Source organism: Comamonas sp. HJ-2 (assembly GCF_053615495.1).
The window spans coordinates 216,455-229,454 of sequence record NZ_JBSIFD010000001.1; the positions used below are offsets into that span (position 1 = coordinate 216,455).

The window sequence follows — 13,000 nt, forward strand, 5'->3', positions numbered from 1 at the left end:
TTCTGGAATCACACCATGCAAAAATTCACCGTGCACAAGGGCCTTGTCGCCCCCATGGACCGCGAGAACGTCGACACCGACGCCATCATCCCCAAGCAGTTCCTCAAGTCCATCAAGAAGACCGGCTTCGGCCCCAATCTGTTCGACGAGTGGCGCTATCTGGACCAGCCCGGCCAGCCCGGCGTGCCCGAAGCCGACCGCAAGCCCAATCCCGACTTCGTGCTCAACCAGCCCCGCTTCAAGGGCGCCAGCATCCTGATCGCGCGCAAGAACTTCGGCTGTGGCTCCAGCCGCGAGCACGCGCCCTGGGCCCTGGACCAGTACGGCTTCCGCGCCATCCTGGCCCCCAGCTTTGCCGACATCTTCTTCAACAACAGCTTCAAGAACGGCCTGCTGCCCATCGTGCTGCCCGAGGCCACGATCGACCAGCTGTTCAACGACGTCGCGGCCTTCCCCGGCTACGAGCTGACCATCGACCTGGAGCGCCAGGTGATCCTGAGGCCCCAAGGCGAAGAAATTGCCTTCGACGTCATCGCCTTTCGCAAGTACTGCCTGCTCAACGGCTTCGACGATATCGGCCTGACCATGCGCCATGCCGACAAGATCAAGGCTTTCGAAGCCGAGCGCCTGGCGCAGAAGCCCTGGCTGGCGCATACATTGATTCAGAAGTAACCCCCTGAGCCGCTGCGCGGCTTCCCCCTTTCTCGATGCGTTGCATCGGAAGGGGGACGGCATCTTCGCTGCGGGGCGGCCCTTGCTTGATGCCCCTTGTTTGGGGCGTGCTTGTTTTTAGGTTGCTACCCATAAATGAGCTGCTTGCGCCTTCTATTCATGAACATCAGCATTAATTCAATCTGAAATCTATGAATATCAAGCGCTTGCAGCTATCAAATTAATCAAAGGAACATCATGAAGATTGCAGTTTTGCCCGGTGATGGCATCGGTCCCGAAATCGTCGCGGAAGCCGTCAAGGTGCTCGAGGCCCTGAATCTGGGCCTGGAGATGGAAACCGCTCCCGTGGGCGGTGCCGGCTATGAAGCTGCCGGCCACCCCCTGCCTCCTGCCACGCTGAAGCTGGCACAGGAAGCCGATGCGATCCTGTTCGGTGCCGTGGGCGACTGGAAGTACGACACGCTGGACCGCCCCCTGCGTCCCGAGCAGGCCATCCTCGGCCTGCGCAAGGCCCTGGGCCTGTTCGCCAACTTCCGCCCCGCCATCTGCTACAAGGAGCTGACCCACGCCTCCAGCCTCAAGCCCGAGCTGGTCGCCGGCCTGGACATCCTCATCATCCGCGAGCTGACCGGCGATATCTACTTCGGCCAGCCGCGCGGCCGCCGTGTGGCACCCGACGGCCACTTCCCCGGTGCCGAGGAAGCCTTCGACACCATGCGTTATTCGCGCCCCGAGATCGAGCGCATCGCCCATGTCGCCTTCCAGGCCGCGCAAAAGCGCAGCAAGCGCGTGACCAGCGTGGACAAGGCCAATGTGCTGGAAACCTTCCAGCTCTGGAAGGATGTGGTCAGCGAAGTCGCCAAGCAGTACCCCGACGTGGCCCTGGACCATATGTATGTGGACAACGCCGCCATGCAACTGGTCAAGGAACCCAAGCGCTTCGACGTGGTGGTGACCGGCAATATGTTCGGCGACATCCTCTCCGACGAAGCCTCGATGCTGACCGGCTCCATCGGCATGCTGCCCAGCGCCAGCCTCAACGACAAGAAACAAGGCCTGTACGAACCCAGCCACGGCTCGGCTCCCGACATCGCCGGCAAGGGCATTGCCAACCCCCTGGCCACCATTCTGTCGGCCGCCATGATGCTGCGCTTCAGCCTGGGCCAGGAAGCCGCCGCCCAGAAGATCGAAGCCGCGGTGCAAAAGGTGCTGGCCGACGGCCTGCGCACCGCCGACATCTACAGCGAAGGCACGACCAAGGTCAGCACCCGTGAAATGGGTGATGCCGTGGTCAAGGCACTGGCAGGAGTCTGAGGTCCGGAAACCGCTGATGCCAGGCCACCGCCGCAAAGCGGTGGCTTTGGGTTTGACGCAATTTTCGGCATCAAACAAAACAAAACGTCAAAAATAAATCATTTATTTCGACGTTATGACTAGAGTTTCAAGCACTTTTAATTCTTCAAGCTTTGGCTCTAGTCGCTAGAATGACAACTCTTATGTTTGCCGCACGCACCTTCGCTCCCGAGACCCTCACACCCGCAAAGCTTGCCGGTGTGAATGCGCGCGCAATCACCATTAAGACGATTACAGGCTGACCCAGCCCGGTTCGTCGCGCGCCCCTTCCGGCCCTGACGAGCCGGACGAATCAGTCTCAAGCTACTGTTTTCAAAACTGAAAGGGCGTTTCAAATGAGCAAGCAATTGGTAGGTTTGGTGGGCTGGCGCGGCATGGTCGGCTCCGTGCTGATGGATCGTATGCAGGCCGAAGGCGACTTCGCGCTGATCGAGCCCGTGTTCTTCTCCACCTCCAATGCCGGCGGCAAGGCCCCGGCCATGGCCACGGTGCACACCGAGCTGAAGGACGCCAACGACATCGCCGAGCTGTCCAAGTGCGACATCATCATCACCTGCCAGGGCGGCGACTACACCAAGGAAGTCTTCCCCAAGATCCGCGCCGCCGGCTGGAACGGCCACTGGATTGACGCCGCCTCCTCGCTGCGCATGGAGAACGACGCCGTCATCGTGCTGGACCCCGTCAACGACGGCCTGATCCAGCAAAAGCTGGCCGCCGGCGGCAAGAACTGGATCGGTGGCAACTGCACCAACTCCATCCTGCTGATGGGTCTGGGCGGTCTGTTCAAGGCCGGTCTGGTGGAATGGGTCTCTTCCATGACCTACCAGGCCGCATCGGGCGGTGGCGCCAACCACATGCGCGAGCTGCTCAAGGGCATGGGCGTGGTGCACGCCGCCGTCGCCGACGAGCTGGCGACTCCTGCTTCGGCGATTCTCGAAATCGACCGCAAGGTGGCCCAGACCATCCGCGAAGATGTGCCCACCGAATTCTTCGGCGCACCTCTGGCCGGCGGCCTGATCCCCTGGATCGATGTGCAGCTGCCCAACGGCCAGTCCAAGGAAGAATGGAAGGGCCAGGCCGAGGTCAACAAGATTCTCGGCACCGAAGCCGCGATCCCCGTCGACGGCCTGTGCGTGCGCATCGGCGCCATGCGCTGCCACTCTCTGGCCCTGACCCTGAAGCTCAAGAAGGACCTGCCCCTGGAAGAGATCGAGGCCCTGATCAAGGGCGGCAATCCCTGGGTCAAGTTCGTGGCCAACGACCGCGCACTGACCGTCAAGGAGCTGACTCCTGCTGCCACCACCGGCGGTCTGGAAGTGGCCGTCGGTCGTGTGCGCAAGCTCAACATGGGCCCCGAATACGTCTCGGCCTTCGTGATCGGTGACCAGCTGCTGTGGGGCGCTGCCGAGCCGCTGCGCCGCATGCTGCGCATCCTGCTGGCAGCCTGATCCCGTCCACCATCAAGCCTGCGAATGGCTTGATCCAGCACAGCAAAGCGCCAGTCATCCTCGTGATGGCCGGCGCTTTTTTCATGTCCAAGCTCCAGGCTTGGGCGACAATTGCCCGCCTATTCGGGCGAATGCAAACCGTCAGCAAACCTACATTAGGTTTCATCTCGTTGCCAATCGACAACAATTGAGAGCCTTGCCAGCCATGCTTTTGCTCACATTGCAATAGCGTCGTTGACAATGCAAACTGTGTCCGCCGGGCCGAGAGACCTTTGCCGCCTGCTGGAATTTCCAATTTTTATGTGCACCGCAGCCACAAACCCGATCAAGAACAAGAGGGCTGTAGGCTGCACGAATCAAGTCTGAGCCCTATGCAACGCTGGAAACTATCTGCGCTCGCCGCAGCCACCCTCGCACTGTCAAGCCTCCCGGCCACCGATGCATGGGCATTGGCGCTGGGTCGCATCACGGTGCAGTCGGCTCTGGGCGAGCCCTTGCGTGCCGAGGTCGAGATCCCTCAACTCAGCGCAGCCGAGGCCGACAGCCTGCAGGCAGCTATCGCATCGCCAGCTGCATTCCGTGCCCAGGGCATGGAATTCACGGGCACGGCCAACTCAGTGCGCGTGCAGGTGCAAAAACGTGCCAACGGCTCGGCCGTGCTCAAGCTCAGCAGCTTTCAGCCGGTCAATGATCCCTTTGTCGACCTGGTGATCGATGCCAACTGGGCATCGGGCAAGCTGCAGCGCAACTACACCTTGCTGCTCGACCCTCCTGCAACGCGCCGCCCTGCTCCTGCGCCCACCACCGCTGCCCAGGCCACGCCTGCCGTGGTGCCTGCGCCTGCGCGTCCCGCCGTGACTGCACGCCCGGCGTCCAGCCCTGTCAACACGGCCGGCCGGGACCTGCGCAATGACCGCGATCAGGACGAAGCTGCAACCAAGCCTCAGCGAAAACGCCAGGCCGGCACTGCAGCACCGGCTGGCAGCAGCGATGAAGTTCGCGTCAGGACAGGCGACACCGCAGGTCGCATTGCTGCAGCGCACAAGCCAGCAGGCGTCTCGCTTGATCAGATGCTGGTCGCTATGCTGCGCAGCAACCCGCAGGCCTTTGTCAATGGCAATATCAACCGCATGCGCAGCGGCGCGGTGATTCAATTGCCCGATCAGGCGGCCGCCCAGGCCACCTCGGCCAAGGAAGCCCGCCAGATCATGGCGGCCCAGTCTCAGGATTTCAACCAGTTCCGCCGTCAACTGGCTGGCGTGGCACCTGTGGCTCCTGTGGAAGCAGCATCGCGCAGCGCTTCCGGCCAGGTTCAGGCCCATGTCGCAGATGCCAAGGCCGCCACCGCAGCCCCCGACAAGCTGACCCTGTCCAAGGGCTCCGTCAAGGGCATGGCCGCCGATGAGCAAGTGGCCCAGCAAAAACAGGCAGCAGACCAGTCTGCGCGTGCCGATGAGCTCAAGCGCAATATGGCCGAGCTAAGCCAGATTGCGGCAGCCACCAAACCTGCAGGTACGGCCGCAGCTCCCGCAGCAAGCGCCCCGGCTGCAGCTGCACCAGCGGCAAGCCCTGCAGTCACCGTACCCGCGGCCAGCGCCGCCAATGCTGCAGCGCCTGCCCTCGCACCGGCTGCTGATGCGGCTGCAACGTCTGCGCCCCCAGTCACACCCGAGGCGGCTGCAGCCGATGCCGGCAAGCCAGGCGACACCGCGCCTGCACCAGCTCCGGCCGAAGGCGAACCGGCACAGGCCGCAGCCGAGCCTGCAGCGCCCGCACCGGCACCGGTTGCACCTCCCAAGCCTGTGGCAGCACCGGCCCCCATTCCCGAAGAGCCCAGCTTTATCGACAGCCTGATGGAAGACCCGACCATCCCGCTGGCTGGCGCAGCACTGCTGGCCCTGCTTCTGGGCTATGGCGGCTACCGTGTTTCTCAGCGTCGCAAAGCCGCTGCGACAGGCGCGGACAGCACGCTGGGCGACAGCCAGCTGTCGGCGGACTCCTTCTTCGGCGCCAGCGGCGGCCAGCGCGTGGACACCACGACCAGCAGCAGCCAGATGTCGGGCCAGTCCATGCAGTACTCTCCCAGCCAGCTCGACGCCGGCGATGTGGACCCGCTGGCCGAAGCCGATGTGTACCTGGCTTACGGCCGCGACCTGCAGGCCGAGGAAATCCTCAAGGAAGCGCTGCGCAGCGACCCCAACCGCCTGGTGCTGCACCAGAAGCTGGCTGAAATCTATGCCAAGCGCCATGACCGCATGGCCTACGCATCTGTAGCCAACAACGTCTTTGCCCTGACCCAGGGCAAGGGGCCCGAATGGCAGCGGCTGGCCGATCAGGGCCGTATCCTGGATCCGGAAAATCTGACTTACCAGCTGGGCGGAGCTCCCCAGGCTCATGCAGCGGCAGCTGCGACCCCAAGCGCCTTCAGCCCCACCGATCCCTCAAGCGCCCTGCAAGGCGGTGTGGCCGCCGCCGTGGGCTTCGGCTCGGCACTGGCTGCTGCACAGGCTGCGGAAGCCGCTGCCAGCCACGAAGGGCCACCCACAGAGCCTGCCGGCATGGACTTCGACATGGATCTGGAGCTGCCGGCGGACCTGCCTGACACCGCAGCCAGCGCAGCGCCTGTGGCCTCCGAACCCGTCTCCTTGCCCAACGAGCAGGATTTCGCGGCACTGGCACAGTGGGACACCCCTGTCACCGCATCCGAGCCAGCACCCGCAGCAGACAATGGCCTGAACCTAAACCTCGACGATCTGGCCTCGTTCAGCCTGCCCGCCACGGCATCTCAAGCCCCGGCCCCTGTCGCAGCTCCCGCGCCCGCCGAGCAAAGCTCCCTGAATGCGCTCGAGTTCGACCTCGACAGCTTCACACTGCCTTCGCAGGCACAGCCCGAGGCTGAGAGCGGACAGGAAACTGCGCCGCTGGAACTATCTTCCAGCCAGGAGCGCCTGGACACAGAGCAGGACATCGAAGCCCTGACCTTGCAGCAACCGGGTGAAGAGGCCGCCAGCCCTACCGCCGCCCCTGCGCAAGCCGATGTGACCTTCGACCTCAGCGGCCTGTCGCTGGACCTGGGCACATCCGATATCGCTGCGCCAATCGATGCCGTGCCAGCGCCCTCCGAACCCGAAGACCCGCTGGCCACCAAGCTGGCCCTGGCCGAAGAGTTCAATGCCATCGGCGACAGCGACGGAGCGCGTACACTGATCGAGGAAGTGATCGCCGAAGCCCATGGCGATCTCAAGGCCAAGGCTCACAGCCTTCTCTCTCAGATTGGTTGATTGATTTGATGCATTCAGACCCCGCGCCGGGAGCCATGCCATGCGCATAGCTCTTGGCGTCAGCTACAACGGTCAGGCCTATCGCGGCTGGCAAAGCCAACCCGATGGCAACACCGTACAAGACAAACTCGAAGCGGCCTTGGGCCGCTTTGCTGCTCAAGAAGTCTCCACCATCTGCGCCGGTCGCACCGATTCCGGTGTGCACGGCCTGATGCAGGTCGTGCACTTTGACACCGAGTTGCAGCGCGCGCCCAACTCCTGGGTGCGCGGCACCAACACTTTTTTGCCCAAGGACATCGCCGTGCAATGGGCGGCCGAGGTCGCCGACGGCCCGAATGGCTTCCATTCCCGGGCCTGTGCCACTGCACGCCGCTATGCCTATGTGCTGCTGCAGTCACCCGTGCGCCCCAGCGTCGACCATGGCCGCGTGGGCTGGGTGTTTCAGGCCCTGGATGCGCAGCGCATGCGTGCAGCCGCCGACCTGCTGCTGGGCGAGCATGATTTTTCGTCCTTTCGCGCGGCAGGCTGCCAGGCCAAGAGCCCGGTCAAGACCCTGCGCCGCATCGACATCCACTACCGTCCCGCAGGCCAGGCACCCATGCGCGACGGACAGATGGAATGCGGCTACTGGCGTTTCGAGTTCGAGGGCAGCGCTTTTCTGCACCACATGATCCGCAACATCATGGGCTGCCTGATCTACGTGGGCCAGGGCTCCAAGCCCGTGGAATGGATGCAGCAAGTGCTGGAGGCACGCTCGCGCGAAGTGGCAGCCCCCACCTTCTCCCCTGACGGTCTGTACTTTCTCGGCCCCATTTACGATACGCGCTGGGGCCTGCCTGTAGACACCCCCCCGTTTGCCTGGCTGCCCTGAGCGGCCAGCGGCCAGCGATTGCTGCAACGCCAGAGATTTGCCATGTCTTCCATTGCCCCCCGCACCCGCATCAAGATCTGCGGCCTGACCCGCGAGCAGGATGTCGACGCTGCAGTGGCCGCCGGTGCCGATGCCGTCGGCTTTGTGCTTTATGCGCCAAGCCCGCGCGCCGTGACGCTGCAGCGCGCGGCCGAGCTGGCCCGGCGGCTGCCGCCCTTTGTCACACCTGTTTTGCTCTTTGTGAATGAAACAGCTACCAATGTGATAGCTGCTTGTGCCCTAATACCCAACGCCTGCGTGCAATTTCATGGTGATGAATCGGCAGCGGATTGCGAGGCCGCCACCCGGGGCGTCCAGCCCTGGTTGCGCGCCGCGCGCATACCCCTTGGAGACGATGCGGCGCGATTTGACCTCGTAGAATATGCCCAACGTTATTCAAAGGCCCAAGCCATTCTGCTCGACGCCCATGTCGATGGTTATGGTGGCGGCGGCAAGGCATTCAATTGGTCACTTCTGCCAACAAGCGTCGACTCTCACCTCGTTTTGTCTGGTGGACTCACGCCTGCAAACGTGACCGATGGCATCTTGCAAGTGCGCCCTCGCGGGTTGTCTCTGGCCGTTGATGTGAGCTCTGGAGTCGAGGCCGAAGGCCCCGACGGCAAGCCCCTCAAAGGCATCAAGGATGCCCACAAGATTCATCGCTTCATTGCTGCCGTACGCGCAGCTGATGCCCAAATTTTGCAGACTGACACATGTTTGAATACCAGTATCCCGACGTCCACGGCCATTTCGGCCGCTACGGCGGCAGCTTCGCCAGCGAAACCCTGACCCACGCGCTCACCGAGCTGCGTGAGGCCTACGCAAAGTATCAGAACGACCCCGAATTCATCGCCGAATTCCAGTCCGAGCTGGCCCACTATGTAGGCCGTCCCTCGCCCGTCTATCACGCCTCGCGCATGAGCCGTGAAATGGGCGGCGCGCAGATCTATCTGAAGCGCGAGGACCTCAACCACACGGGCGCACACAAGATCAACAATGTGATCGGCCAGGCCATGCTCGCCAAGCGCATGGGCAAGCCGCGCATCATTGCCGAGACAGGTGCCGGCCAGCACGGCGTGGCCACGGCCACCATCTGCGCGCGTTACGGCCTTGAATGCATCGTCTACATGGGCGCCGAGGACGTGAAGCGTCAAAGCCCCAATGTCTACCGCATGAAGCTGCTGGGCGCCACCGTGGTGCCCGTGGAATCGGGCTCCAGGACGCTCAAGGATGCGCTCAACGAAGCCATGCGCGACTGGGTGGCCAATGTGGACAACACCTTCTACATCATCGGCACCGTGGCCGGCCCCCATCCCTATCCCATGATGGTGCGCGACTTCCAGAAAGTCATCGGCGACGAGTGCCTGACGCAGATGCCCGAGTTCCTGGGCGCCGACAAGCAGCCCGACGCGGTAGTCGCCTGCGTGGGCGGCGGCAGCAATGCCATGGGCATCTTCTACCCCTATATCCCCTACGAGAACACCCAGCTGTTCGGCGTGGAAGCGGCGGGCGAAGGCCTGGAGTCCGGCAAGCACTCGGCCTCGCTGCAAAAAGGCAGCTCGGGCGTGCTGCACGGCAACCGCACCTTCATCCTGCAGGACGAAAACGGCCAGATCACCGAGACGCACTCGGTGAGCGCCGGCCTGGATTACCCCGGCGTGGGCCCTGAGCATGCATGGCTGCAGGAAATCGGCCGTGCCCAGTATGTGGGCATCACCGATCAGGAGGCGCTGGACGCCTTCCACTATCTGTGCCGCGCCGAAGGCATCATCCCGGCTCTCGAGTCCAGCCACGCCGTGGCCTATGCCATGAAGCTGGCCAAGACCATGCGCGCCGACCAGTCGATTCTCGTCAGCCTATCGGGCCGTGGCGACAAGGACATCGGCACCGTGGCCGACCTCTCGGGTGCCGAATATTTCGACCGCCCCTCCATGCGCGGTCTCACCGTCAAGGGCGCTCCCGGACATGATGCAGCCAAGGCTGCCGCAGGGGGCAACAAGTTATGAGCCGAATTACCGCCACTTTCAGCAAGCTCAAGGAAGAAGGCCGCAAGGCCCTGATTCCCTATGTGACTGCAGGCTTTCCATTTGCCGCCATCACCCCCTCCCTCATGCACGGCATGGTGGAAGCCGGTGCCGACGTGATCGAGCTGGGCGTGCCCTTCTCGGACCCCATGGCCGACGGCCCCACCATCCAGCGCGCGGGCGACAAAGCCATCGCCAACGGCGTGGGCCTGAGCCAGGTACTGGCCTATGTGGCCGAGTTCCGCAAAAAGGACCAGACCACGCCCGTGGTGCTGATGGGCTATGCCAACCCCGTGGAACGCTACGACCAGATCCATGGCGAGGATGCCTTCGTCAACCATGCGGCGGCTGCCGGCGTCGATGGCGTGCTGATCGTGGACTATCCGCCCGAGGAGTGCGAAGAGTTTGCAGCCAAGCTCAAGGCCCGCGACATGGACCTGATCTTCCTGCTGGCTCCCACCAGCACCGAGGAGCGCATGCAGCAGGTGGCGCGCGTGGCCAGCGGCTATGTCTACTATGTCTCGCTCAAGGGCGTGACCGGTTCGGGCGCGCTGGACACTTCGGCCGTGGAGGCCATGCTGCCGCGCATTCGCCAGCATGTCAGCGTGCCCGTGGGCGTGGGTTTCGGCATTCGCGATGCCCAGACCGCACAGACCGTGGGCCAGGTTGCCGACGCCGTCATCATCGGCAGCCGCATCATTGACCTGCTCGACAACCAGCCCCACGAGAAGATCGTTCCTTTGGCAATAGACTTTCTGCGTGGTGTGCGAAAGGCTCTCGACGCATAATGCTGCCCTGAAATCAGCCACCCCCTGAGCGGCTTCGCCGCTTCCCCCTTGAAGGGGGACGACAGCCTCGCAGCGGGGCGGCCCTTGCTCGCTGTCCCTGACCGGGATTGCGCCAGTGCCTGCGCCGCGCCGCCCTCATGGGTTGCGGGTGGCGCGCAGTGCAGTGGAAACTGAAAAGGAAATAACCATGTCCTGGCTTGAAAAACTTCTGCCTGCAAAAATCCAGCAGACCAATCCGACGGAACGCCACCAGCAGATTCCCGAAGGTCTGTGGATCAAGTGCCCCAGCTGCGAAACCGTTCTGTACAAGACCGATCTGGAAAAGAACCAGAACGTCTGCCCGACCTGCGGCCACCACCACCGCATTGGCGCGCGCGCGCGTCTGAACCATTTCCTCGACGCCGAAGGCCGCTATGAAATCGCACAGGAAGTCATTCCTGTCGACCCGCTGAAATTCAAGGACAGCCGCAAGTACCCCGAGCGTCTGAAGGAAGCGCTGGAGAACACCGGCGAGACCGATGCACTGATCGTCATGGGCGGCTCCGTCAAGAGCATCAATGTGGTCGTGGCCTGCTTCGAGTTCGACTTCATGGGCGGCTCCATGGGTTCCGTGGTCGGCGAACGCTTTGTGCGCGGCGTGGAAACCGCCATCGAGCAGAAAGTGCCTTTCATCTGCTTCACCGCCACCGGTGGTGCCCGCATGCAGGAAGGTCTGCTGTCGCTGATGCAAATGGCCAAGACCAATGCCGCGCTGACACGTCTGGCCAAGAAGGGTCTGCCCTATATCTCCGTGCTGACCGACCCGACCATGGGCGGTGTGTCCGCCGGCTTCGCCTTCGTGGGCGATATCGTGATTGCCGAGCCCAAGGCCCTGATCGGCTTTGCCGGCCCCCGCGTGATCGAAACCACCGTGCGTGTGAAACTGCCCGAAGGCTTCCAGCGCGCCGAGTTCCTGCAGGACAAAGGTGCCGTGGACATGATCGTGGACCGCCGCGAGCTGCGTGATCGCGTCTCCAGCTCTCTGGCCATGCTGCAACGCCTGCCAGCGGACGCCGTGGAATAAGCACCGGCCGACCAAAAGCAAAAAGGCTGACGCAGCATTCATCTGCGTCAGCCTTTTTTGTCAGCTTTAGCACCTCGGAACATCCAAAACACACCACACAGCAGGCTTTGGAATTGACGAGGCTCCGGGCAATACGGCTTTCCCGGCCCGGGCAGCCCCCTAGCGCACCCCGGCAATCATGGACAGGCCGCCAGCCTGCACATAGTTGAGCACCATCAGCAGCACCTGCAGGCCAATCAGGGCAATCAACGCCGAAAAGTCCACATTGCCTATCAGGGGCACCACCTTGCGGATCGGTGCCACCAGCGGATCGGCCAGACGCTGCAGCACGCCGTAGATGGGCGAATAGGGCTGCACCCAGGACAGGATGGCGTAGATCAGCAAGATGCCCATCATGCCGGACAGAATGACCTTGATCAGCCCGCACAGCGCCAGCCATGGCAGCGCCAGAACCGATCCCTTGCCACCCAGCAGCAGCCAGATCAACAGCACCTGCGCCAGCTGCAGCAGCAAGGCAGCAATCAGGCTGGATTTGTCCCAGCGGCCCTTGGCGGGAACGATCTTGCGCAACGGCATGACGATCCAGTCGCTCAACGCAAAGACCAGTTGTCCCACGGGATTGCCGAACGGCACACGCTGCGCCTGCATGTACATGCGCAGCAGGCAGGCCCCGCTGATCAACCCGACGACGACATCCAGCAGAAACAAAACGATTTCAAACAGCATGTGACCCAATTCAGAAAACAGTGAGCAACTCACCCATTCGTGGGATGATAGCCGGGCACCATGACTGATACACAAAGTCTGCATTCCCTGCCCCTGTTCCCGCTGAACACGGTGCTGTTTCCTGAAGGCCTGCTGAGCCTGCAGGTCTTCGAGGTTCGTTATCTGGACATGATCCGCAAATGCCAGCATGCCGACGCCCCTTTCGGCGTGGTTGCGCTGCAGTCGGGACAGGAGGTGCGCAAGGCCGGCGCCCAGACCGAGCGCCTGCACTCGGAGGGCGTGCTGGCCCATATCGCCCGGCTCGACTCCCCTCAGCCCGGACTGCTGCACCTGCAATGCAAGGGCGTCCAGCGCTTTCACATCCAGCGCTGCTGGCAACTGCCGCATGGCCTGTGGGTAGCCGATGTCGCCATGCTGCCCGACGACCCCAAGGTCACTGTCCCCAAGCATTTACTCAGCACCTCCTATGCACTGGCTCAGGCCTTGCTGAACCTGCACAGCCACGACCCCGACCACGCGCAACTGCCCACTCCGACGCAGATGCATGACTGCGCCTGGGTTGCCAATCGCTGGGCCGAGATGCTGCCCCTGCCGGTGCGGGTCAAGCAGCAGCTCATGACACTGGATGCCCCGCTGCTGCGACTGGAGCTGATTGCCGATGTGCTGGAGCAAAGCGGCATTACCGGATCAGGCCCACAGGAGGAAGCCTGAATTTGACTCATCCCTTTAACGGCG

Annotated in this window: 11 protein-coding genes; 10 read left to right on the top strand and 1 reads right to left on the bottom strand. The window is 63.0% G+C overall.

The window, feature by feature from the left end:
* Nucleotides 1–15: 15 nt before the first annotated feature.
* The 9 genes from leuD to accD all read left to right on the top strand — a co-directional run bounded on the left by leuD (nucleotide 16) and on the right by accD (nucleotide 11,539).
* Nucleotides 16–672: a 3-isopropylmalate dehydratase small subunit gene (gene leuD / locus ACWGXF_RS01005; RefSeq protein ID WP_003057935.1), complete on the top strand. Its 657-nt coding sequence runs from the start codon at nucleotides 16–18 to the stop codon at nucleotides 670–672.
* Between the two features lie 237 nt (nucleotides 673–909).
* Entirely contained in the window at nucleotides 910–1,986 is a 1,077-nt protein-coding gene (gene leuB, locus ACWGXF_RS01010) for a 3-isopropylmalate dehydrogenase (protein WP_003064266.1), read from the top strand.
* A gap of 374 nt (nucleotides 1,987–2,360) precedes the next feature.
* A complete protein-coding gene (gene asd / locus ACWGXF_RS01015) occupies nucleotides 2,361–3,473 on the top strand; it encodes an aspartate-semialdehyde dehydrogenase (RefSeq protein ID WP_039049954.1) in 1,113 nt (370 codons plus the stop codon).
* 371 nt (nucleotides 3,474–3,844) lie between these two features.
* A complete protein-coding gene (locus tag ACWGXF_RS01020) occupies nucleotides 3,845–6,754 on the top strand; it encodes a FimV/HubP family polar landmark protein (protein WP_256629882.1) in 2,910 nt (969 codons plus the stop codon).
* A 40-nt stretch (nucleotides 6,755–6,794) separates the two neighbouring features.
* Nucleotides 6,795–7,625: a tRNA pseudouridine(38-40) synthase TruA gene (truA, locus tag ACWGXF_RS01025; protein ID WP_003064254.1), complete on the top strand. Its 831-nt coding sequence runs from the start codon at nucleotides 6,795–6,797 to the stop codon at nucleotides 7,623–7,625.
* 42 nt (nucleotides 7,626–7,667) lie between these two features.
* Nucleotides 7,668–8,453, top strand: a complete 786-nt coding sequence (locus ACWGXF_RS01030; protein ID WP_003064251.1) for a phosphoribosylanthranilate isomerase — start codon at nucleotides 7,668–7,670, stop codon at nucleotides 8,451–8,453.
* Nucleotides 8,378–9,670: a tryptophan synthase subunit beta gene (gene trpB / locus ACWGXF_RS01035; RefSeq protein ID WP_003064250.1), complete on the top strand. Its 1,293-nt coding sequence runs from the start codon at nucleotides 8,378–8,380 to the stop codon at nucleotides 9,668–9,670. The genes ACWGXF_RS01030 and trpB overlap by 76 nt, the downstream gene beginning before the upstream one ends.
* Nucleotides 9,667–10,476 carry a tryptophan synthase subunit alpha gene (trpA, locus tag ACWGXF_RS01040; RefSeq protein WP_003064247.1) on the top strand — a complete coding sequence of 270 codons (810 nt, stop codon included), beginning with the start codon at nucleotides 9,667–9,669 and terminating at the stop codon, nucleotides 10,474–10,476. Before trpB ends, trpA begins: the two co-directional genes overlap by 4 nt.
* Nucleotides 10,477–10,663: 187 nt before the next feature.
* Nucleotides 10,664–11,539, top strand: a complete 876-nt coding sequence (gene accD, locus ACWGXF_RS01045; RefSeq protein ID WP_003064244.1) for an acetyl-CoA carboxylase, carboxyltransferase subunit beta — start codon at nucleotides 10,664–10,666, stop codon at nucleotides 11,537–11,539.
* Nucleotides 11,540–11,698: 159 nt separating this feature from the next.
* Here accD and ACWGXF_RS01050 read toward each other — a convergent pair whose 3' ends face one another.
* A complete protein-coding gene (locus ACWGXF_RS01050) occupies nucleotides 11,699–12,265 on the bottom strand; it encodes a YggT family protein (RefSeq protein ID WP_012837276.1) in 567 nt (188 codons plus the stop codon).
* 60 nt (nucleotides 12,266–12,325) lie between these two features.
* On the opposite strand from ACWGXF_RS01050, the gene ACWGXF_RS01055 reads away from it, so the two are divergent.
* On the top strand, nucleotides 12,326–12,976 hold the full coding sequence (locus tag ACWGXF_RS01055; protein ID WP_012837275.1) for an LON peptidase substrate-binding domain-containing protein: 651 nt from the start codon (nucleotides 12,326–12,328) through the stop codon (nucleotides 12,974–12,976).
* The last annotated feature ends 24 nt before the right edge of the window (nucleotides 12,977–13,000 follow it).